General features: G+C 59.3%; 16 protein-coding genes, 1 tRNA gene and 3 pseudogenes. 10 read left to right on the top strand and 10 right to left on the bottom strand.

All coding sequences use genetic code 11. From position 1 onward, the window contains the following. The first annotated feature begins 140 nt into the window (after positions 1-140). The 3 genes from VDP81_RS00870 (at position 141) to VDP81_RS00860 (ending at position 3,036) form a co-directional block, all read left to right on the top strand. On the top strand, positions 141-1,142 hold the full coding sequence (locus tag VDP81_RS00870) for a TRAP transporter substrate-binding protein (RefSeq protein WP_322994851.1): 1,002 nt from the start codon (positions 141-143) through the stop codon (positions 1,140-1,142). Positions 1,143-1,225: 83 nt separating this feature from the next. Continuing rightward, positions 1,226-1,762, top strand: coding sequence for a TRAP transporter small permease (locus tag VDP81_RS00865; RefSeq protein ID WP_322994852.1), 537 nt, complete (start codon positions 1,226-1,228; stop codon positions 1,760-1,762). Continuing rightward, positions 1,759-3,036 carry a TRAP transporter large permease gene (locus tag VDP81_RS00860; RefSeq protein ID WP_323011274.1) on the top strand — a complete coding sequence of 426 codons (1,278 nt, stop codon included), beginning with the start codon at positions 1,759-1,761 and terminating at the stop codon, positions 3,034-3,036. The genes VDP81_RS00865 and VDP81_RS00860 overlap by 4 nt, the downstream gene beginning before the upstream one ends. Before the next feature lie 162 nt (positions 3,037-3,198). Here the strand turns inward: VDP81_RS00860 and VDP81_RS00855 are convergent, their stop codons facing one another. Next, positions 3,199-4,248 carry an NAD(P)-dependent alcohol dehydrogenase gene (locus VDP81_RS00855; RefSeq protein ID WP_323011273.1) on the bottom strand — a complete coding sequence of 350 codons (1,050 nt, stop codon included), beginning with the start codon at positions 4,246-4,248 and terminating at the stop codon, positions 3,199-3,201. 230 nt (positions 4,249-4,478) lie between these two features. Beyond that, a complete protein-coding gene (locus VDP81_RS00850; protein WP_323012424.1) occupies positions 4,479-4,709 on the bottom strand; it encodes a hypothetical protein in 231 nt (76 codons plus the stop codon). Between the two features lie 12 nt (positions 4,710-4,721). On the opposite strand from VDP81_RS00850, the pseudogene VDP81_RS00845 reads away from it, so the two are divergent. Next, positions 4,722-5,347: pseudogene (locus tag VDP81_RS00845) on the top strand (IS5 family transposase); the annotation flags it as partial. A gap of 344 nt (positions 5,348-5,691) precedes the next feature. After that, positions 5,692-6,432 carry a dienelactone hydrolase family protein gene (locus VDP81_RS00835; RefSeq protein ID WP_323011271.1) on the top strand — a complete coding sequence of 247 codons (741 nt, stop codon included), beginning with the start codon at positions 5,692-5,694 and terminating at the stop codon, positions 6,430-6,432. Between the two features lie 36 nt (positions 6,433-6,468). On the opposite strand, the gene VDP81_RS00830 is transcribed toward VDP81_RS00835, so the two are convergent. From VDP81_RS00830 to VDP81_RS00805, 6 genes and pseudogenes are all read right to left on the bottom strand, one after another. Beyond that, positions 6,469-7,653: an RtcB family protein gene (locus VDP81_RS00830; RefSeq protein WP_323011270.1), complete on the bottom strand. Its 1,185-nt coding sequence runs from the start codon at positions 7,651-7,653 to the stop codon at positions 6,469-6,471. Positions 7,654-7,712: 59 nt separating this feature from the next. After that, a complete protein-coding gene (locus VDP81_RS00825; protein ID WP_323011269.1) occupies positions 7,713-8,285 on the bottom strand; it encodes a YceI family protein in 573 nt (190 codons plus the stop codon). 388 nt (positions 8,286-8,673) lie between these two features. Continuing rightward, positions 8,674-9,534 (bottom strand): DMT family transporter, encoded by an 861-nt coding sequence (locus VDP81_RS00820; RefSeq protein WP_322994860.1) that lies wholly within the window; start codon positions 9,532-9,534, stop codon positions 8,674-8,676. A 106-nt stretch (positions 9,535-9,640) separates the two neighbouring features. Next, positions 9,641-10,951 carry an arsenic transporter gene (locus tag VDP81_RS00815; RefSeq protein ID WP_323011268.1) on the bottom strand — a complete coding sequence of 437 codons (1,311 nt, stop codon included), beginning with the start codon at positions 10,949-10,951 and terminating at the stop codon, positions 9,641-9,643. Positions 10,952-10,978: 27 nt separating this feature from the next. Further along, positions 10,979-11,323, bottom strand: a pseudogene (arsC, locus tag VDP81_RS00810) (arsenate reductase (glutaredoxin)); the annotation flags it as partial. Positions 11,324-11,396: 73 nt separating this feature from the next. Further along, positions 11,397-12,122 (bottom strand): uracil-DNA glycosylase family protein, encoded by a 726-nt coding sequence (locus VDP81_RS00805; RefSeq protein ID WP_322994863.1) that lies wholly within the window; start codon positions 12,120-12,122, stop codon positions 11,397-11,399. A 164-nt stretch (positions 12,123-12,286) separates the two neighbouring features. Between VDP81_RS00805 and hppD the strand changes: the two genes are divergently transcribed. The 3 genes from hppD to VDP81_RS00790 are packed head-to-tail and all read left to right on the top strand — an operon-like array spanning position 12,287 to position 16,933. Further along, entirely contained in the window at positions 12,287-13,366 is a 1,080-nt protein-coding gene (gene hppD / locus VDP81_RS00800; RefSeq protein ID WP_322994864.1) for a 4-hydroxyphenylpyruvate dioxygenase, read from the top strand. A gap of 28 nt (positions 13,367-13,394) precedes the next feature. Continuing rightward, a complete protein-coding gene (locus VDP81_RS00795) occupies positions 13,395-15,017 on the top strand; it encodes an MFS transporter (RefSeq protein ID WP_322994865.1) in 1,623 nt (540 codons plus the stop codon). After that, a complete protein-coding gene (locus VDP81_RS00790; protein WP_323011267.1) occupies positions 15,014-16,933 on the top strand; it encodes a serine hydrolase domain-containing protein in 1,920 nt (639 codons plus the stop codon). Before VDP81_RS00795 ends, VDP81_RS00790 begins: the two co-directional genes overlap by 4 nt. Before the next feature lie 73 nt (positions 16,934-17,006). Here the strand turns inward: VDP81_RS00790 and VDP81_RS00785 are convergent, their stop codons facing one another. Continuing rightward, positions 17,007-17,099, bottom strand: a complete 93-nt coding sequence (locus tag VDP81_RS00785; protein ID WP_323012373.1) for a BrnA antitoxin family protein — start codon at positions 17,097-17,099, stop codon at positions 17,007-17,009. 83 nt (positions 17,100-17,182) lie between these two features. Between VDP81_RS00785 and VDP81_RS15315 the strand changes: the two genes are divergently transcribed. Then, positions 17,183-17,290, top strand: a complete 108-nt coding sequence (locus VDP81_RS15315) for a hypothetical protein (protein ID WP_416233198.1) — start codon at positions 17,183-17,185, stop codon at positions 17,288-17,290. 487 nt (positions 17,291-17,777) lie between these two features. Here the strand turns inward: VDP81_RS15315 and VDP81_RS00780 are convergent. After that, positions 17,778-17,856, bottom strand: a tRNA-Ile gene (locus tag VDP81_RS00780). A gap of 93 nt (positions 17,857-17,949) precedes the next feature. Here VDP81_RS00780 and VDP81_RS00775 point away from each other — a divergent pair. After that, positions 17,950-22,191 (top strand): annotated as a pseudogene (locus VDP81_RS00775) (MG2 domain-containing protein); the annotation flags it as partial. Positions 22,192-22,680 lie beyond the last annotated feature (489 nt).

Here is a 22,680-nt window from a genome sequence, read left to right as displayed (position 1 = left end):
CGATGCGGTCATCCGGGTTTTCCTCTGGCCGGGTGGGTGTTTTGCAAGGCAGCAAGACAAAGAGGCCAATCACAATTTCTGATGAATCACTTCTTTGGCAATCGATTTTGATCATTGCTTTAAAACCAGGAGACTTTGCTATGAAAATTCGTGTTCCCGTTCTCAAAACGCTGGGCGTCTGCTTGGCGCTGGCATTTTCATCGACGGCGCTGGCTGATCAGCCTATCGTCGTGAAGTTCAGCCACGTCGTTGCCGACAAGACCCCCAAGGGTCAAGGCGCTCTGAAATTCAAGGAACTGGCCGAAGCCGCCTTGCCGGGCAAGGTCGAAGTCCAGGTCTTCCCCAACTCGCAGTTGTTTGGCGACGGCAAGGAAATGGAAGCCCTGCTGCTGGGCGACGTGCAGATCATCGCCCCGTCCCTGGCCAAATTCGACCGCTACACCAAAAAACTGCAGATCTATGACCTGCCGTTCATGTTCAACGATATGGCCGCTTTGGATCGCTTCCAGGCCAGCCCCGCCGGCCAAAGCCTGCTGGATTCCATGACGTCCAAGGGCATCAAGGGCCTGGCCTACTGGCACAACGGCTTGAAGCAGATGTCCACCAACAAGGACAAGCTGGTTCGTCCGGAAGACATCAAGGGCCTGAAGTTCCGTATTCAGTCTTCTGACGTGCTGGAAGCCCAATTCCGTCAGCTGGATGCCAATCCGCAGAAACTGGCCTTCGCCGAAGTCTATCAGGCGCTACAGACTGGCGTGGTGGACGGAGCCGAAAATCCCTGGTCCAACATCTACTCGCAGAAATTTCACGAAGTCCAGAAAACTATCGCCGTCACCAATCACGGGGCGCTGGACTACATGGTCATCACCAATGCCGGCTGGTGGGACGGTTTGCCTGAGGACGTGCGTGCGGGTTTGAAGAAAGCCATGGACGGTGCGACTGAATACGCCAACCAGTTGGCCGCCGAAATCAATGATCGTGATCAACAGCAGATCGCCGAAGCCGGCAAGGCCAAGATCCAGACCTTAAGCAAGCGAGACGTCGCCGCCTGGCGCGAAGCAGTGCGCCCTGTCTGGACCAAGTTCGCGGATCAGATCGGTGAAGACCTGATTGCCAAGGCACGAGCGTCCAACGACGAATAATGACCGCTATCCAGTGACCATTTCGTCAATTGGCGGCTGCCGCATGGCGGCAGCCGCTTCATCATTTGATAGAGGAATTCCCCATGCCTAGAAAGTGGCTGGAACACTTCGAGGAAAGTCTGATCGCCTTTCTGCTGGCGGCCATGACCCTGGTCACTTTTGCCCAGGTCGTGGCGCGCTACGTCTTCAACTACAGCTTTGTCTGGGCGCTTGAGCTGACCATGTATTTCTTCGGCGCCCTGATCTTTTTGGGCATGTCCTATGGGGTACGCGTCGGCGCCCATATCGGTGTCGATGCCGTGGTGCGTCTGCTGCCCGCACGCACCGCCCGCCACTTGGCGATTGCCAGCACCCTGCTTTGCATTATCTACGCCATCATCGTGCTTTACGGCAGCTGGATCTACGTCAGCAAAATTCACATGATCGGCATCATGGCCCAGGATCTCCCGATTCCGCAGTGGGTTCCCCGCCTGGTCATGCCGCTCGGCTTTGCCCTGCTGATCTACCGCTTCGGCGAAGTTCTATGGCACCTGATGAAGGGCGATCACGCCTCGCTGTTGGGTGACGAGGTCGCTGACGCCATGAAATACCGATCTGACGACACAGGGGACAACACATGACCACGCTTGCCCTCTTTGTCCTGCTGTTTGTCTTCATGTTCATGGGCCTGCCTGTGGCGATTGCCCTGGGCCTGTCCTCGCTATTGACCATTATGGCCTTTGGCACCGACTCCCTGGCGTCCCTTTCACTCAAGCTCTACGAAACATCCGAGCACTTCACCCTGATGGCCATCCCCTTCTTTATTCTGGCGGGGGCCTTCATGACCACCGGTGGGGTGGCCAAACGCATGATCCGCTTTGCCATCGCATCAGTCGGCCATCTGCACGGAGGCCTGGCCATTGCCTCCGTGCTGGCCTGCGTGCTATTTGCCGCTGTCTCGGGATCGTCCCCGGCGACTGTGGTCGCGGTCGGCTCCATTGTCATCGTCGGCATGGTGCGGGCAGGCTACACCGAGTCTTTCGCCGCCGGGGTGGTGTGTAATGCCGGTACGCTGGGCATTCTGATTCCGCCCTCCATCGTGCTGGTGGTGTACGGGGCAGTCACCGAAACCTCGGTGGGTGCGCTGTTCATGGCGGGCGTGGTGCCGGGTCTGCTGCTCGGCCTGGTACTGATGGTGGCAATCTATATCATCGCCCGCGTGCGCAAGATGCCGCGCCAGCCACGCGCCAGCATGGCCGAAGTCGCTACCGCTGCCCGGGATTCGATCTGGGGCCTGCTGCTGATCATCATCATTCTGGGCGGCATTTACGGCGGGATCTTCACGCCCACCGAGGCCGCTGCCGTGGCTGCCGTCTACGCCTTTGTGATCGCCGTATTCGTGTATCGCGACATCGGCATGAAACAAGTCCCGGAGGTCCTGATCGACGCGGCCAAGGTGACCATCATGCTGATGTTCATCATTGCCAACGCCTTGCTGTTTGCCCACGTGCTGACCACAGAACGCATCCCGCAGGCAATCGCCGAGCAGATCATCGCCTGGGACATGAGCAGTTGGCAGTTCCTGATCGTGGTCAATATCCTGTTGCTGGTGGCCGGGGCCTTCATGGAACCCACCGGAATCATCCTGATTCTGGCGCCAATCCTGTTTCCCATCGCCATGGAACTGGGCATCGATCCCGTCCATCTGGGCATTTTGATGGTGGTCAACCTGGAAATCGGCATGGTGACTCCACCCGTGGGCTTGAACCTGTTTGTCACGGCAGGCATCACCAAGATGAATATCTCGCAGGTGATCCGGGCCGCCAGCCCCTGGCTATTGTTGCTGCTGACCTACCTGGTGTTCATCACCTACGTGCCGAGCGTCAGCCTCTGGTTGCCAGGATTGTTTCACTAAGACCGTCTGCTGGATATGTTGAATAACACGGAGAAGGGCGTCTTAGGGCGCCTTTTTTCGTGTACGGGCCCGAGCCCGGGCCAGAATCGATATCATCAACTGCAGGGATCAAACGGATGCCAAACTGCCTCTACCCGTAAAAAATCTGACACTCCCGTTGAATCAGGCGATTAACGTCCCATTGTCGATGACAAAGCGATACTTCACATCCCCCTTGAGCATGCGCTCGTAGGCGGTGTTGATTTCGTTGGCGCGGATCAGTTCGATGTCTGCAACGATGCCGTGTTCAGCACAGAAATCAAGCATTTCCTGTGTTTCAGGAATGCCGCCGATCATCGAACCCGCGAGGGCGCGGCGCTTCGTGATCAGGTTGAACACATTGGGCGATGGGTGCGGCGAGGCGGGTGCTCCGACCAAGGCCATGGTTCCATCGCGTTTGAGCAATCCCAGGAATGCGTCGAGCTTGTGTGGTGCTGCCACGGTATTGAGGATGAAGTCGAGGCGTTTGGCTTGCACAGCCATTTCCTCTGTGTGGCGAGACACCACGACTTCATCGGCTCCCAGTGCCTTCGCTGCCTCACGTTTGCTTTCAGATGTTGTAAAGGCAACCACGTGCGCGCCGAGCGCGTGGGCGATCTTGATGCCCATGTGGCCCAGGCCGCCGATACCGACCACGCCGACCCGCTTGCCTGGTCCGACGTTCCAGTGACGCAATGGCGAGTAGGTGGTAATGCCAGCGCACAACAATGGCGCGACTGCTGCCAGTTGATCTTCAGGATGGCGGATGCGCAGCACATAGTGCTCATGCACCACGATTTTTTGCGAGTAGCCCCCCAGAGTCCAGCCCGGTTCGTCCTGCGTCGGGGCATTATAGGTACCCACCATGTTGTCGCAGTAGTTCTCCAGACCTTCTTCGCAGTCCGGACAGTGCCTGCAGCTGTCGACGATACAGCCGACGCCAACCAGGTCGCCCGGCTGGAATGTGTGTACGTGCTCGCCGACTGCTGTTACTCGGCCCACGATTTCGTGGCCGGGTACGCAAGGAAACTGGGTGCCTGCCCATTCGGAGCGTACCTGATGCAGATCGGAGTGACAGACACCGCAGAATGCGATGTCGATCTGGACGTCATGCGGGCCTGGTTGGCGGCGTTTGATGGCCAGGGGTTCGAGGGGTTGGTCGCCAGCATAGGCGCCATAGGCTTGTACGAGCATGGGGATTTTCCTTTGGTGGATGCCAGAATAATCAACATCTATACATTATCCCCCTGAATTAAAACAAGTACCTGAAACACGCAAGAGGGTTTGGGGACGGATTCACTGTTGCTGATAGTGTCTCAATCCATAGGGCAGTGGCGTCCTTGGCGCTTTCAATGACCTGATCAATACTCAAGTCTTTCTTTTTTAGGTGCGGGACGCTGATGAGACCGGGTTGCTCCGGCGCGCTACGCCATTCGTCCAACTCGCACGGCCGCTTCCCAATCCAGCCGTCCGCGATGGCGGGCCAAATCAGCGGCTGAAGCATGATCGTAAGGGACTTGTCGCAAGTCAACCAACCACTTGGTTCCCGTGCGCTGAATAATGGCATACCGGGCTTCGGGGGAGTTGGTTTGCATCACGTGGGGAAAGGGGTGGCAGGCTTCATACGCCTGCAAGCCCACACTGCCAGGGTTCACTACCAGAACCTGTCGGACCCGGCGATGGAAGAAGCGCTGTATGACAGCACCTCGATTCGCAACTTTGCCAAGCTGTCGCTGACGCGCGGCAGCATTCCAGACGAGACGACGATCCTGAACTTTCGCCATCTGCTGGAGGCCCACGACATTGCGGCCGATGCCCTGGAGGCGGTGAACCTGTTGCTGGCCGATCAAGGCATCACAGTGCGCAAGGGTACGATCATTGACGCCACGATCATCGAAGCGCCCAGCTCCACGAAGAACGCTACTGGTGCGCGGGACCCCGAGATGCATCAGACCAAGAAGGGCAATCAGTGGCACTTTGGCATGAAGGCCCACATTGGCGTAGACATGACCGGCTTGGTGCACACCGTGGTGGGGACGGCGGCCAATGTTCATGATGTCACGCAGGCCCATGCGCTGCTGCATGGTGAGGAGGAATGGTGCTGGGCAAGAGCAACATGGGGAGGATGCTGGAATCCTACGAACGAACCAAGGCCAGCCTGCGCGCCAGAGTAGAGCATCCGTTTCGGGTGATCAAATGCCAGTTTGGATTTACCAAGGTACGCTATCAGGGCCTGGCCAAGAATACGGCGCAGTTGAAGATGCGCCACCATTTGATGGCTGCGGCAGGATAGGTGCGCCCGAAATGGGCGAGGTGCGCCCAAAACGGGCCTGCCGGGGTGAAAGTTCCCCCGATTCTGGCCTATCCTTGAGCAATTTTTCTGCATGATGAAAATCGAGTCAGTTGGGCCGGAAAAGCAGATTCTGAAACCGTCTTGATCAGACCTTCCTTAGGTCTTTCCTGTTCATTGTGTGTATTAAACACACTTAAATTTACGGAATTATCAGATTTGGCGTCAGCAGCTCGGCCTGAACTTGACGTTGGCTGCACCGACGATCAGCTTGTATTGCACGCTGCCAACTACGTTAAAGTGAAACTTGCCCCTGCTGATTTTGACTATCAGAGTAAAGCTACATCATGGCCTACGAACAAGTCACTATTCAAACTCGCGACGGCGAATGCCGCGTGCATGTCATGTCACCCAGTGGCCGGGGGCCTTGGCCTGCGGCGATCTTCTACTCGGATGCCGGTGGGATGCGGCCTGCGGTGGTCGAGATGGCGCAGCGCCTTGCTGACGCGGGCTACATCGTGTTGCTGCCGGACCTTTTCTATCGCTATGGCCCTTATGGGCCCTTGGTGCCCAAAGAGGTCTTCAAGGGGGACGTAGACGCGATACTCGGCCCGCTGATGGCGACGACCGGTAACGTCAAAGCAGCGGAGGACACCGAGGCCTTTCTGGCCTATCTCGACACACGCACCGATGTTGCCGGTAATAGGATCGGCGCAGTAGGTTTTTGTATGGGTGGCCGCATGGCGATCACCTCGGCTGCCACCTATCCGGATCATTTCGCGGCGGTCGCCAGCTTCCATGGCGGCAATCTGGCGACAAGCGCGCCGGATAGCCCGCATCTGCTGGCGTCAAAGTTGAAAGCCGAGGTCTATGTGGCTGGCGCGGACAACGATGAGAGCTACCCACCGGCAATGGCCGAGCGGCTGGAAGCAGCCTTGACTGCGGCTGGCGTGCGCCATGTCGCCAAAATCTATTCCGGTGCCGCGCATGGCTGGATGGTGCTGGATTTTCCTACCCATGATCAGATGTGGGCCGAGCACGGCTGGAAGGCATTGCTTGCGTTGTTTGGTCGAAACTTACGCGGATGACGCGATACTTTCCTAGGCTAGCCGCCGCCTTCGGCGCTATGCACCCTTCACACAAAGCACTTGTTTCAAGGTGTGGACCACTTCAACCAGATCGGTTTGCCTGGCCATCACTTCGTCGATGGATTTGTAAGCCCCGGGGATTTCATCGAGCACGGCAGTATCTTTGCGGCATTCGACCCCTGTTGTCTGTGCCACAAGGTCGGCCACGGTAAAGGTCTTGCGGGCTGCGGTGCGGCTCATTTTCCGGCCAGCGCCGTGCGAGCATGAGCAGTACGATTCCGGGTTGCCTTTGCCGCGCACGATGTAGCTGCGCTGGCCCATTGATCCGGGGATGATGCCCAGGTCGCCTTCACGGGCCCGGATGGCGCCTTTGCGGGTGACCCATAAATTGTGCCCGAAATGCTTTTCCTGCTCTACATAGTTGTGATGACAGTTGATGGCTTCCTGGGTAATCGTGAACGCGACCGGAATATGGCGGCGCATCGCGGCAATGACGGCAGCCATCATGGTTCGTCGATTCTCGAAGGCGTAGTCCTGCGCCCACTGAACGGCCTCGACGTAGTCGTTGAAGTCGTCGGTATCTTCAGGGAAATAGGCCAGATCGCCATCGGGCAAACTGATGAAATACTGTTCCATGCGCCGCTTGGCTTTCTCGATGAAGTAGCGGCCTATCAGATTTCCCGCGCCGCGCGAGCCTGAATGCAGCATCACCCAGACGTCTTGGTTCTGGTCCAGGCAGATTTCGATGAAGTGGTTGCCCGAGCCCAGCGTCCCTAGCTGGACATCAGCGTTCCTGTTGAAGATTTTCGCGTGCTTGTCTGTGATGCGTGTGTACTGCTTGCGTAAAAATTCTGGGATTTCAGGGGCTCGGTCGGCAGGATGCCGGCCTCCGGTGCCTAGCGGGACATCACGTTCGATTTGATGCCTGAGGGTGAGCAGGCTATCGGGCAAGTCGGATGCTTTCAGTGACAGACGCACTGCATTCATGCCGCACCCGATATCCACGCCCACCGCAGCGGGGATGATGGCCTTGTCGGTGGCAATCACGGTGCCTACCGTCGCGCCGATACCTGCATGTACGTCCGGCATGCAGGCGACACCGTTGGGCGCGATAAACGGCAACTGCGCCAGGTTCTTGAGCTGCTGCAGCGCATTGGCATCAATCTCGTCAGTCCAGATTTTGATTGGGCGCGAACCTTTTTCGTTAATGACTTGTTTCATTATTATCCCGCTTGTTTTGCTTGCAGCCTGTCAGGCGGGACGACTGACCCACCGTGGCTTTACTGTTTGATGGCTTCGATCTGGATCACCATTCGAACCGAATCAGGGATGCCGGGCAGGCCAAAATTGACTCCCCATTGGCTGCGCTGAAGCGTGGTTTCAAAGTCGCCGCCGCAGACATCGCGCTGTGTGCGCGTGTTGGTGTAGCAATTGAAATGCGTTGCTTTCAGCGTGACAGGCTGCTGCACGCCCAACAGCGTTAGTGTACCGGTGACGCTGCTGACTTGATCGCCCTCGAATGCAAAGGCCTTGCTCTGGAATTGCACATCGGGGAAGGCAGCCACATTGAAAAAATCCTTGTCTCGCAGGTGTTCATCGAAGCCTTTGGACCCGGTATTGATTGAAGCGGGGTCTATGCGGATGTCTGCCTGTCCCTTTTTCGCTGCCTGGTCTAGCTGGACTGTACCGGTGATGGTGTCAAACCGGCCCCGGGTGGTGGATGTCCCATTGTGTACGACTTCGAAGGTCACAAAGCTGTGGTCCGGCTCGACCTCGTAGGTGATGTTTTGAGCTTGCGCCTGGAAGCTGCAAAGAGACAGACCCAGAATGGACAAGGCAAAGAGTTTCGACATGGCAATCCTCAAGATGAATAACTGGTCGGTTCTTGGATCTCATGATCCTGGAACGTGGCTGACAGGGCTTCAGTCTATGGGGGTTTCTGGTCCTGGTGTCGGGTGTTCTTTGCGGCTTCTGATCTGCCTCAAGTGGCTGGGCAATTAAAATTAAACCTGTTCATCTCGTTGAATTATTAATGCTTTGTTCAGGTTCCAGGCCCTGGATTTCATGCCAGACTCAATGTGTCGAGCATGACATCAAGCTCGCGCCTGTCTTTGTTTTGCAGTGTTTGGATCGGCAGTGGCAGGCAGGGCTCGGTGACCAGCCCGCAGAGTTCAGCAGCGGTGGCAATGACGCGCAGACTGCCATATTGATGAAACAGTTGCCATAAGAATGAAGAATACGTCAGCGGACTTTTCTACCCAGCCAGCGCGTGATCGGCTCGGCCATCACGGTGCCGACGATTAATACTACACCCACGTAAAACAGAGGGTCCAGTTGCTGCTGTTCTCCCAGGATGGGGATGGCCAGCAGCACGGCATAGACAGGTTCCAGGTTGACAGCCATCTGTTGCGCAAAGACGCTGATATAGCGCAGCGACATCAGTGTCAGGGCGACTGGCAGGGCAGTCAGAAACACCCCGAATATGATCAATAGCAGCAGATTGCTTCCTTCTGGCAGGGTAAACGCGCTGGCGCTATCGGGCAGCAGAGCAAGAATCAAGGCAATGAACAGTGCGCCGGCACCCATTTCGAGGCAGGTGGTACTTAATGGGTTGGCGCGGCTGGCCAGTAGTTTGTTGATGCCGCTGAATGCGACCAGAGTGACGGCTGATAGCAGGCCGACACCGAAGCCCAGGTACATGCCGCTCGGAATCCCGCCGACCACCAGCATGATGCCTGGAATCACAGCAGCCGCCAGCAACAGGTCTGATTTTTTCAAAGGGCGGCGCAGCACAACCGGCCCGGAAATAGCGACAAACAAGGGCGCTGTTCCCAGGCAGACGGCGGCGACGGATGCGTTGGTCAGTTTGACCGAGAGATAAAACAGAATCCAGGTGATCGCCAGGACGATTCCTGCACCGCAGCAAGCCAGAAACAAACGTGGCGAGAGCTTGCGGATGCCGCGCCAGGTAATGGGCAGCAGCAGCAAGGCCAGGGCCGCAATCAACATCCGCCACCAGACCAGGGGCAGGGTGTCGAGCGTGATCAGGCGTCCCATAATCGGTGTAAAGCCAAACAGCAGCACACAAGAATGGATCAGCACGTAGCCTTTGGTGGCTGGTGAGGACTGAGATGCTAAAGGCGTAGGCACGAAGACAGGGACAAATGAGAGGCAGGCGCGGATTGTATCGTTTCTGCTGGTATGTTGTTCAGTATGCCTTGATCAATTGCAGCCACCCGAACAAGGCCAGCAGCGTCAGCAGGAGTACGGGCGGCGTGATCAGTATGCCGATTTTCATGTACTGGCCCCAACTGATCCGATGGCCTTTGTCGGCCAGCACATGCAGCCACAATAACGTGGCCAAGCTGCCAATCGGGGTGAATTTTGGGCCTAGATCATTGCCGATGATATTGGCATAGATCATCAGTTCCTGGGTATGTAGCGACACCTGTGCCTGATCGATGGCCAGTGCGCCAACCAGGGTGGAGGGCAGGTTATTCATGACCGACGCCACCAATGCGGAAAGGAACCCGGTTCCCACTGTGGCGACCAGATCGCCTTGGCCAGATAGCCAGGTCAGGGCACGGGCGCCATACCCGGTCAGGCCTGCCTTGCCCAGGCCGTATACCACCAGGTACATGCCAATGGAGAACAGGACGATTTGCCAAGGGGCATGGCGCAGCGCTGTCGGGACCGAGACCACTGCGCCACGGCCCGCGCGCCACCAGCGCCCGGCAATCACGATCAAGGCGAAGGCCGCTGTACCGGTCACCACGGAGACGGGGATACCCAGTGGCGCAGTCAGAAAATAAGCCAGCAGCAAGACCGCCAACAAGAGAGGGGCGGCGCGGAAAACCAAGTCATCCTGGATGGCAGAGGCGGGTGATTCCAGTGTGGTGGCCGAGTATTGTCGTGGGATCTGGTGGCGAAAGGCCAGCCATAACACCAGCAGAGTCGCAGCCAGCGAGATCAGGTTGACCGGCACCATGACAGCGGCATAGCGGCCAAAGCCGATACCGAAATAATTGGCGCTGACGATATTGACCAGATTGGAAATCACCAGCGGCAAACTGGTGGTGTCGGCGACAAAGCCGGTGGCGATGATGAATGCCAGCGTCGCCTGAGGCGAGAATCGCAGACGCACCAGAATTGCGATCACGATGGGCGTCAGTAGCAGGGCTGCGCCGTCATTCGCGAAAAATGCGGCAATCATGGCCCCCAGCAGCACGATCAGGATAAACAGCCACGGGCCGCGGCCATGGCCCCAGCGTGCGACATGCAGCGCCGCCCAGGTAAAAAACCCGGCGGCATCCAGGATCAATGAGATGACAATCAGGGCCACAAAAGTGAAGGTGGCATCCCAGACAATATGCCAGACGATGGCCACATCGGTCCACTGCACAACGCCCAATAGCAGGGCTACCAGGGCCCCGCCCAAGGCGCTCCAGCCTATGCCCAGACCACGGGGCTGCCAGATCACCAGGATCAGGGTGACCGCAAAAATTATCAATGCCAGCATGTAAGTTTCTTTGATCGGGACTTAGTCCAGCAGATCTCGTACCAGTTCGGATGGCCGACACAGCCGTGCGCCTTTGGCGGTGATGACGATGGGGCGGTTCATCAAGATCGGGTGGGCCACCATGGCGTCGATCAACTGGTCGTCTGTCAGGCCGGGGTCGGCGAGATTAAGCTCGGTATACAGATCGCCTTTGTCGCGCATCAGTTCGCGGGCGGAAATTCCCATCAACCCCAGCAACTCGACCAGACGTTCACGGCTGGGTGGCGTATTCAGGTATTCGATGATTTCTGGATTTGCACCTGTTGCCTGGATCAGGGCCAGGGTATTGCGGGACGTGCCGCACAGCGGATTGTGGTAGATGATGGGTGTCATGAAATCAGGATGGCTCAGAGTATGCGAATGTTGAAGTATAGACAGAGTACGCGTGCCGGGGTTTTGTACGCCTTCACAGCCAGGGGGCCAGGGTCTGATCGGCAATGTCGGCCCAACCTTGATTGGCCGAGGGATTGGCCGGGCTGGGATGCAACAGGTACGCCGTGGGCACGCTATCGCCCACGATACCCTGGGCACGACCGTGGGCAAAGCGTCCGATACCGATGACCACGCGCGGCCTGGTTGCGTGGATGACGGCGTCCAGTGCTGCATCGCAGATGCCAAATAGCGGCTCGCGTTCGGCTTTGTGCAGGTGCTCGGGAACCAGATTGCGGTTATTGCGCAGAAACAGCAAGGGGCAGTAGTTCCAGACCAGGATTTCCTGAAAGAAGCGATCCGGCTGCCCGAAACGCGTTCGTGCCCAGCCCCAGAAGCGGTCGCCGCTGCCTTCGCTGCGGTGGCAGGCAAAGCCGGTGATGGGGTATTTTTCATGCTGATCGGGCAGGGGGCCCCCCAGGGGTTCCTCAATTCCCAACCAATCGCGGGCCATAGCGACATGCCCAAAGGGCACCCCAGTCTGCGTCATGCCCCAGGGACCGGGATTCATCCCGACCAGCAAGATCCGGCCCGTCTGACTGCCGTGGCGCTGCAAGTATTTCCGGTGCGCCGACCACATATAGATCAAGGGGTTGTAGACGTGACTGGCGCTGGGAAAGCTCAGCACCTGCAGGCTACCCCCCAGCATGCGCGCAATGGCGGTGCAGGTGTTGTCTATCTGAGAGTCGGGTTTTGTTGTCATGCCGTGCATTGTCAGACTGCAGGGGCTGGATTGCAAGGCTCGCCGGGCGACAGTCATGCAGTGATTGTGGAAGTACTGGGTTTTATGACACGATATGATTCATGTGATCAAACTAGGCCGCTCTGGATTTTTGCGGCATAACCTTGTCTTTGCGAGAACCCAACATGACAGCATTGTTTGATAACCCGATGGGCCTGATGGGATTCGAGTTTGTAGAGTTCGCGTCGCCTGAGCCTGGTTTTTTGGAGCCCCTGTTTGAAAAGTTGGGCTTTACGCTGGTTGCACATCATCGCTCTAAAGACGTCTTGTTGTATCGACAAGGCGCCATTAATTTCATCATTAACCGCGAGCCCAAAAGTCCGGCAGCGTATTTCGCTGCCGAACACGGGCCTGCCGCTTGTGGTTTGGCCTTTCGCGTCAAGGACGCCCATCACGCCTATCAACGGGCGTTGGACTTGGGTGCCCAGCCTGTGGAAATTCCCACTGGCCCCATGGAACTGCGCTTGCCTGCCATCAAGGGCATTGGGGGCGCGCCGCTGTATCTGATCGACCGTTTCGAGGATGGGGAATCCATTTACGACATCGATTTCAGTTTTCTGCCTGGGGTGGATCGGCGTCCGTTTGGGCATGGGCTGCATCTGATCGACCACCTGACCCATAATGTGTACCGGGGTCGGATGGAATATTGGGCTGGGTTTTACGAAAAACTGTTCAATTTCCGGCAAATTCGCTATTTCGATATTTCAGGCGAATATACCGGCCTTACTTCCAAGGCCATGACGGCACCAGACGGCAAGATCCGCATCCCGCTGAATGAAGAATCCTCCAAGGGGGCAGGGCAGATCGAAGAATTCTTGATGAAATTCAACGGTGAGGGTATCCAGCACGTCGCTTTGCTCAGCGATGATTTGCTGGCCACCATTGATGCCCTGCGTGCTGCGGACGTGCCGCTGATGACAGCACCGTCAGCCAGCTATTACGAGATGCTGGATGCGCGCTTGCCGGGTCATGGTCAACCCGTATCCGAGCTGCAGATGCGGGGGATTTTGCTGGACGGCGATACCAGTCAGCAGCCGGTGCGGCTGTTGCTGCAGATTTTCTCGGAAACCGTGCTGGGTCCGGTTTTTTTCGAGTTTATTCAGCGCAAGGGCGATGAGGGTTTTGGTGAAGGCAATTTCAAGGCGCTATTCGAGTCCATGGAGCGCGATCAGGTTCGACGTGGGGTGCTGGGCCAGAGCCAGTAATGGGTGATTCGGGGACGGTGGCTGCATAATGAACGTTTCACCCTTGGCGCCGTTTCGGCACCCCACTTTCCGTGTGCTCTGGATGGCCACGCTGGCGTCCAATCTGGGTGGCCTTATCCAGACTGTGGGCGCCGCCTGGATGATGACGACCATTTCCTCCTCGGACGATATGGTTGCGCTGGTGCAGGCGGCCACTGCCTTGCCCATCATGATTTTCTCGCTCGCGGCCGGGGTGCTGGCCGATAGCTTCGAGCGCCGCAACATCATGCTGGTTGCGCAGATACTGATGATGATGGTATCGGCTGTGCTGGCCATCTTCGCCGTGGCGGGGCTGCTTTCACCATGGCTGTTGTTGACCTTCACGTTTTTTATCGGCTGTGGCACGGCGCTGAATAATCCGTCGTGGCAGGCGTCGATGGGAGACCTCGTCCCGCGCGAGGACCTTCCGGGCGCCGTCACGCTGAACAGCGTGGGCTACAACCTCATGCGCAGCGTCGGCCCGGCTGTGGGGGGGCTGATCGTGGCGCTCGCCGGTGCCGCATTTGCCTTTGCTGTGAATGCGGTCAGCTATATTGCGCTGATCGTGGCGCTGGCGCGCTGGAAGCCGCAACGCACGGCCAGCACGCTGCCGCGCGAACCCTTTGGCAGCGCCTTGTGGGTGGGGTTGCGCTACATCAGCATGTCGCCCAATCTGCTGAAGGTCATGTGCCGCAGCTTTATCTTTGGGCTTGCAGCAGTGTCGGTCCTGGCCCTGCTGCCCTTGGTCATGCGTGATCTAGTGGCCGGCGGCGCATTCTCGTACGGCATCATACTGGGCTGTTTTGGGGTGGGGGCTATCTGCGGTGCCTTGTTGAACGACCGGGTACGCGATCGCTGGAACAACGAAAGCATCGTGCGCGCGAGCTTCTTGATCTTTGCCTGCAGCGCCGTGGCGCTCGCGCTGAGTCGCCAAATGTGGTTGAGCTGCTTGGCTGTATTGCCCGCAGGCGCGTGCTGGGTGCTGGCGTTGTCGCTCTTTAACGTGACCGTGCAGCTATCCACTCCGCGGTGGGTGGTGGGGCGCGCGCTGTCGCTTTATCAGACGGCGACCTTCGGTGGCATGGCGGCGGGCAGTTGGCTCTGGGGAGTCAGCGCCGAAGCCTACGGGACGGACGGTGCCTTGATTGCGTCAGGGGGGGTATTGGTATTCGGGGCAGCGGTGGGGTTGCGCTATGTATTGCCCGAATTCAGCAAGCTTAGTCTGGACCCCGCAGGCCGTTTCAATGAACCCACCCTGAAACTGGATTTACGCCCGCGCAGCGGTCCCATCATGATCATGGTGGACTACGAGATTGCGCAGCGGGACATCGATGCCTTTCTGTCCTTGATGGCGCAGCGGCGCCGCATCCGCTTGCGCGATGGTGTGCGGCAGTGGTCGCTGCTGCGCGACCTGGAAAACCCGGCCATCTGGACTGAAAGCTATCATGTGCCGACCTGGGTGGAATACGTGCGCCATCATCAGCGTCGCACGCAGGCGGACGCCGAAGTGTTCGACCGTTTGCTGGCCCTGCACTGCGGCCAGGATTCACCCCGCGTACGGCGCATGATAGAACGCCAGACTGTCCCTGTGCGCGACGATATACCGCTTAAAGAGCATACGGAAATACTATGAAATATTGTCCTTTTACGAGTCCTCAGTCCTCCAGTCGGCGGCAATTTCTGGGCTACGGCGCTGCCGGGATGTTGGCGACGGTTCTGCCTGGCTGCGACGCGGACGGCGGTCAGTCGCGCACCACCTACTCGCAGACCATCGAGTGGGGCCGCACGGAAATCGCGCGCGCCCTGGCAGGCGATCCCGGTAACGTGGCCGCAGTCTCGATTGCCCTGCTCAAGAACGACTCCGTGGTCTGGCAGCAGGCCTTCGGGCGCACTTCAGTACAGGACAACGCCGCTGCCACTATCCAGACGCGCTTCAATATCGGCTCGGTCAGTAAGGTGCTGGCGGCGTTGGCCACCATGATTCTGCGGGACCGTGGCCTGCTGGACTTGGATGTGCCGGTAGTGCGCTATCTGCCTGGCTTCACCATGCTGTCGCCGGAGTATGCGCGGATCACGACCCGACATCTGCTTTCGCATTCCTCGGGCCTGCCCGGTACCAGCATGCGCAATGCCTTCACCTTCGAGCCCATCCCGGGCTACGCGGTCAACGCCGAAGCAGCATTGGCCGACCAACACCTGAAGCACCTGCCAGGGATGCTGGCTGTCTATTGCAATGACGGCTTCACGATGATCGAACGGGTGGTGGCGGCCCTGGCCAAGCAGGACTACGCCTCCTTCATCCAGGCCAACGTGCTGGATCCCCTGGGCATGGCCGATTCTGGCTTTCTGACGAAGGAACCAGTGGGCGGCTCATTTGCGCTGCCTTATTCTGGTGGCCGACAATATCCTCAGGAGTTCGTCAGTCCTTTGGCCACTGGAGGCCTGACCACCACGCCGGGCGACATGATGAAACTGGCGCGACTATTCCTCGAGCGGGGCATCTACCAGTCGCGGCACATCGTGTCGGCGGACGGCATCGCGCAGATGGGCACCGATCAGACCAGAAGCTTGATCATCAATCCTGCGCCGCAATGGGTGTGGGGGCTTGGCTGGGACAGCGTGCGGCATCCCGGTCTGGCAGCGGCCGGCGTTCAGGCCTGGCAGAAGAACGGTGCCACAGCGTTTTTTTCGAGCGACTTCTATGTGCTGCCGGACCAGCGGCTGGCCCTGGCGGTGATCGGCAATACGGGCGATTCACAACGCTCCGACACCTATCGCGCCGGCGCGCTGGCCGAAGGCGTGCTGCTGCGCGCCCTGGTCGAGGAAGGTTCGATACGCACCCTGCCGCCGCTGATCGCCCATACTGCGCCACCTGTGGCGGTATCCCCCGACCTGACCGACGTCGTGGGTGTTTACGCCAACTATAACCAGCCCATGCGCGTCACCGCGAACCAGGACGGCAGTTTCTCGCTCTCATCCTGGAACGGCAGCGATTGGCAAGCGATGAACGGCGGTGTCAGTTACAGCTACCGCAGCGATGGCTGGTGGTGGAGCGGCGATGCCCCCATCAGCTACCGCTTCGAGGTCGTATCCGGCACCGACACGAACGGACAAGCCTACCGCTACCGCTACCTGATGCTGCGTGGTCCTCTGTTTGGTGCTGGCTACAACGAAACCACCTTGCCCATGGGGCAGCAACTGCTTCCGCTGGCCCCGTTGAACGCCGCCTGGCAGACACGGTTGGGCAAGACCTGGACCGTCATCAACGAATCCCCGGCGACCGTTCCGTCCACCTTGAACGGCACACCCTACGCCACGCTGAACAGCCTGCCCGAACTTCCGGGCTACATTCTGGTGCGTAACAGCAGCTACGACGACGGCTCGCCTGAATACCAGTTGCTGGCCCCGCTGACTGACGACCGCGCCGGCATGGCGGTCAAGATTCCCGCCAACGCCGGACGCGATCTGTACGAACTGCACTTCACGGTAGTTGGTGACAAAGAAACACTGACCATAGGCAGTTGGGTCTACGGGGCGTCGGTGGGCTGAGCGCGGAAACCCGCGTGGATGAGAGTAGAGTTGATAGCATGATGCGATTTTTTTATGGCATGCAGCAAGCTGCCTATGAATGGCGATGCTCGCGCAGCCAGTCACGCAGAACGTCATTCGCCTTGGTTTGCCATCCCCGCCCAGTGGCACGCATCCCTTCCAGCACATCCGGGTCAAACCGAATAGTGACCTGCACCTTGGTTGGCGCTTTCTGGGGGCCACGCACTGCTTGTCGGGCTGCTCAGCGGGATGGACGAAGCTGACCGGGGCATCAGCCGATATGCTGACGCGCTTCGGCGCGCAGGACTGACGTGTGAGCGGCTTTATGATTCGCTGCACGGTGGGCCGACCAGGTAAACGGGCTGCAAGGGTACGTGCGAGCACTACAGCCAAAGAAATAGGGCGCCTGCCGCACAAGCGATCCATACCAGAGCGATCAAGACGATGCCCGTTGCGCTTTTTGGCTTATCGGAGATCACCGACGCTTTTTCTCGGCACTGCGCCATAACATCCTTGGGAATCATGTGCGTGGTTAGGGCGGCATTGGCCGCTCATCCTCAGAAATTTCGTGATGAAGCAAATGTCACGTTAAAAATGATTCATTCGCGAATCGTGAAAGAAAATACGCGCTTTTATCCAGCGATAGAGCGCCTGCCTAGCGAATGAAAAAAGGCAGTAGAGTGCGGTCTTAAGCGCTCCATGCTAATAGGATGGAACAGTGCGGGACTATTTACAAGCCCGCGCTGTGGCGGGCCATGAGGGGCGGGGGCGTTTTAGCGTGTCAAGTTTTCCCCCGACACGAAATTTTCATTTTCTGGCTGATGCTTGGAAAGCCGCATAAAATTGGTGGGCCCCCGGAGAGTCGAACTCCGCACCAACGGATTATGAGTCCGCTGCTCTAACCAAGCATGAGCTAGAGGCCCCCAGGTGGCACCGATGTCTATGATCGGTCACCGAGAAGACGGCAATTATCGCACAAGATTCCGGTGGCTCCATCTGGTGGTCGTGACCGGGGGATGGTAACCTGCCTGCATCACCAGACGATGGGCTGTCGCGCCCATGGGGTGAGGCCGTTCACCTATCTATTCAGCCGGATACCGATTATGCGCCTGACTTCAATTCGTCTTATGTTGATGAGCCTGGCTTGGTGCTGGGTTGCGTTGGCCTCTGCGGCCCAGGTCGTGGGTTTTACCCCGCAGGGTGCAATGGCGCGCATTCAGCAGGTTCAGGTGGATTTTGATGCGCCGGCGATTGCGCTGGGTGATGACCTGGCGCGTGATCCATACCTGATTCAATGCGACAGCGGGGCGGTGGCTGGCTCGGGTCGATGGGTGGACCCGCAGCACTGGGTCTATAACTTTCAGCGCCCCTTGTCGGGGGCCATCTCCTGCCAGGCAGAGCCGAATCCGGATTTCCGCGATCTGCGGGGGCAGCCCTTGACGCGCGCCCAGGATTACCACTTTACGACGGATGGACCCAGGGCGCGCCTGGTGCGCCCCTGGGGTGATGAAATCACCGAAGACCAGGTGTTTGTACTGCGCTTCAATGCCCCGATCGATGATCGCTCTCTGATTGAACACGCGCATTGCGAAGTCCAGGGGCTGGGCGAATCCGTCCCGATGCGCTTGGTCCAGGGTGATGCGCGCAGCCAGATCCTGCATGCCATCGGTCTCCGGGATGCGGATCAGGACTCCCAAGTAGCCTTGCTGCAATGCAAGCGCCTCTTGCCATCCGCCGCCCAGGTGCGGTTGGTGGTGGGGCCAGGGGTTAAAACCCCGGATATCGGCAAGCAGCCAGGGGTAGTCGGCAGTACGGTGCTGGCGCAGGATTTCAAGGTTCAGGCGCCGTTTCAGGCCACCATGAGCTGCACGCGCAGTAATGCCCAGGCACCTTGCTCGCCGCTGTATCCGATTGATCTGGTTTTTTCCACGCCGGTGCCTCGGGCGTTGGCGGATCAGGTTGTATTGGAAACCTCCCAGGGGCCGAAGGCTGCCCGGGCGTCCAGTGATGGTGGTCCTGGCCCTGAGGCGGTCTATAACCTGACTTTTCCTGCGCCCTTCGCTGAAAATTCTACTTTGCGCCTGGTGCTGCCCCAGGGGTTTCACGACGACATTCAGCGGCCTTTGATGAATGCCAACCGCTTTCCGTTGGATATTCCCATTGCGGCCATGCCGCCATTGGTCAAGTTCGCGTCGGGGCCGTTTGGCATCATCGAGCGCTTTGCCGAGGGTACGCCTGCTCAGGGCTTGCCGGCCTTGGTGCCGTTGGCCTTGCGTCGGGTAGAGCCTGATCTGCGCACCCAGGAACTGCTGATTTCCGCTGGACAGGTCAATGAGCAAGTCACGACGGACGACGTACAAGCGCTGCAATGGCTGGCCAAGGTTCAGCGCCTGCAGGATGGGCTGCTCACGGCACGGCAGTTCGCCGATGTGCTGGCCGGACGCCCCATGCAGTATGACGAGCAGAATCAGCCGCTGATCGATGTGCGGGCGCGCTCGATCTTCGGTCCTCAAAATACAACGCAATCGCTGACTTTGCCGGGGCTGCAGGATGCCGCTGGCAAGGATATCGAGATCATCGGCGTGCCGGTCAGCAGTCCTGGTCTGCACATCCTGGAAGTCGCTTCGCCCCGCCTCGGTGCGGATTTGCTGGTGACAAAACAGCAGCCAGATCCGACCATGTACGTGCGCTCGGCCGTGTTGGTGACCAATTTGGCGGTCAACATCAAGACTGGCCGGGAGGATGCCCTGGTGTGGGTGACGGCGCTGGACAGCGGCCTGCCGGTGGCGGATGCGCGAGTCGCCATCCTGCGTTGCGATGGGACCAGGCTGCGTCAAGGCGTGACCGATGCGCAGGGGCTGTGGCACTCGGAAGGTGCAGTGCCGGTGGAAGACTACTGCGAGGGCACCGGGCAATCCGGGGTGTTTGTCACGGCCCGCGTGGCGGCGGAACATCCGGCGGCGCATGGGCAGGCTGATTTTTCCTTTGCCTGGTCCAGTTGGGACGAGGGCATTCAGCCCTGGCGTTTTGATGTATCTGCCAGCCGCACGGCGGTGCCTGATCAGGTGGCCCATGCGGTGCTGGATCGGTCTTTATTGCGCGCCGGCGAGACCTTGTCCATGAAGCTGTTTTTGCGCGACTTGACCAGCCGTGGGCTGAACAATCCGCCCACGGATTGCCTGACGGCTGGCCGCACCGACTGCCTACCTGCCACGGTGGATATCGTGCACGAGGGATCGGGCGATGTCGTGCATCTGCCCCTGGTCTGGCAACTGAGCCCCACCGGCGGGTTGTATGCGGTGCAGAATTATGCAATCCCGCGCACGGCGCGCCTGGGACAATATGCGATCCAGCTGGCACCGCCAGCAACCCAGGATGATGACAGTGGCTGGGTGCCGACACTGTCGGCGGGGTCTTTCCGGGTCGAGGCCTTCAAGCTTCCCTTGTTGACTGGCTCGCTGAAAATACTGCCTGCTGGCGATCAAGCCCTGGCGAAGGGCGATCAGTTGGCCGATCCCCTGATTGCGCCGACGCAGATTCAGGCTGACTTGCAGCTGGCTTGGCTGTCTGGTGGCCCGGCGCGTGATCTGGATGCTACTTTGTCGGCAGTTGCGCAGCCGCTGGTGCCTGATTTCGTGGATTATTCCAACTACCGTTTCGGGGTGCCTGATGCCGCGCAGGACGATGAAGAAACGGTGACGGACAATGTGCGGCGCTTGATTGTGGACAAGCGCCCGCTAAAGCTGGATACGCAGGGCAGGGCGCAGGTCGATCTTGATCAACTGCCCATAGTTCAGACGCCTCAGACCTGGCTGTTCGAGGCCTCGTTTGCCGATCCCAATGGTGAAATCCAGACGGTTTCCCAGACCTCGCAAGTCTGGCCTTCGGCGGTGGTGGTGGGTTTGCAGACAGGCCGCTGGATGTCGCGCGGCGAGACTGCCACAGTCCGCTTGTTGGCCGTGAATGCCCAGGGCAAGCCCCAGGCCGGTGTGCCCGTGCAGCTGGATGGTCAGGTACGCACGACATATTCCACGCGCAAGCGCCTGGTAGGCGGGTTTTACACCTACGACAATCACGAACAGCTGGCTTCGCTGGGCACTTTGTGCCAGGGCAAGACCGATGCCGAAGGCTTGTTGTCCTGTCCGATTGATCTGGACCGCGACGGAGAAATCCGCTTGATGGCCCAGGCGCAGGACGCCCAGGGTCGGATTTCTCAGGCAGCCAGCTCTATCTGGGTGTGGGGCGGCGAGAACTGGTTTGCCGGGGGCGATGATGACCGTATCGACATCATTCCTTCACAGGCCAGCTACCGGCCGGGCGAGATTGCGGAATTCACCGTGCGGATGCCGTTTCGCCAGGCCCAGGCGCTGGTGGCCGTAGAACGCGAGGGCGTGCTGGAAACCCATGTGGTCACGCTGGATGGCGATCAGCCGGTGGTGCGTTTGCCGGTGCAGCCCGGCTGGGGGCCCAATGTTTATGTGTCGGTGCTGGCCGTGCGGGGGCGTATCCGCGAAATCCCCTGGGCGTCGTTTTTCGACTGGGGTTGGCGCCATCCCTTGGCCTGGGCTCAGGCGCGTGCCGACCAGGTGGATCAGGTGCCGGCGCCCACCGGCTTGGTGGATTTGGCAAAACCGTCCTTCCGTTTCGGCTTGACGCAGATCCGGGTCAGTGACGAGTCAGACCATTTGCAGGTGCAGCTCGATGCGGATCGGGAGCAATATCAGGTGCGTGAGCAGGCACAGGTCCGTATCCGGGCGACCCTGCCTGATGGTCAACCGGCAGCCGGCGCCAGTGTGGCATTTGCGGCGGTGGACGAGGCCTTGCTGTCCCTGATGGATAACCCCAGCTGGGATTTGTTGCAAGCCATGCGGGTTGAACGCGACGAGGGCGTTTATACCGCGACCAGCCTGGGGCAGGTGGTGGGACGGCGCCATTATGGCCGCAAGGCCGTGTCGGCGGGTGGCGGTGGCGGCTTTGGCGCGACCCGGGAACTCTTTGATACGCTGCTGCTGTGGCGTGGCGATCTGACCCTGGACGAGCAGGGACAGGCCAGCATCCAGGTGCCGCTGAATGATTCCATCAGCCGGTTCCGGCTGGTGGCTGTCGTGGATCATGGCCAGGGGCAGTTCGGCACAGGGGCGATCAGCATTGTCAGCACCCAGGATCTGCAAGTCATCTCCGGTCTGCCGCAGGTCATTCGCGAGCGCGATCAGTACCAGGCGCAGGCCACGGTCCATAATCGCACCAACGCACCGCTGGCGCTGACGGTCTCGGCACAGATGCAGGCGGATGCGCAGGCGCCGCAGGCCTTGGCGGACCAATCCCTGGATCTGGCGGCGGGGGCTTCCGCGACGGTGGCATGGCCAGTGACCGCGCCTTTGCTGTCGGGTCGGCAGGATAGCGAACCCTTGCATTGGGCCTTTTCGGCCCGGACCCGGACCGGTGCACAGGTAACGGATCGCATCCGGGTCACCCAGCAACTGCAGGCCGCAGTGCCGGTGGCGGTGCGCCAGGCCACTTTGCTGCAGCTGGTGTCCGGTGTGCCCCAGTTGCTGCCGGTCGATGCGTCGGCGGTGGCCCTGACGGACGCTCAGGGTACAGCACGGGGCGGCGTACAAATCGCCCTGCAGTCCAGCTTGGCCGGCACCTTGCCGGGGGTGCACGACTGGCTGGCCGCCTATCCCTATACTTGCGTCGAACAGCTCAGTGCCAAGGCCATCGGGATGCAGGATGCCGCCGCTTGGCGT

The sequence above is a fragment of the Castellaniella sp. genome (genome assembly GCF_034675845.1).
GTDB lineage: Bacteria > Pseudomonadota > Gammaproteobacteria > Burkholderiales > Burkholderiaceae_B > Castellaniella.
The sequence above is the reverse complement of the archived record's forward strand: the minus strand, read 5'-3'. Positions and strand labels throughout refer to the sequence as shown.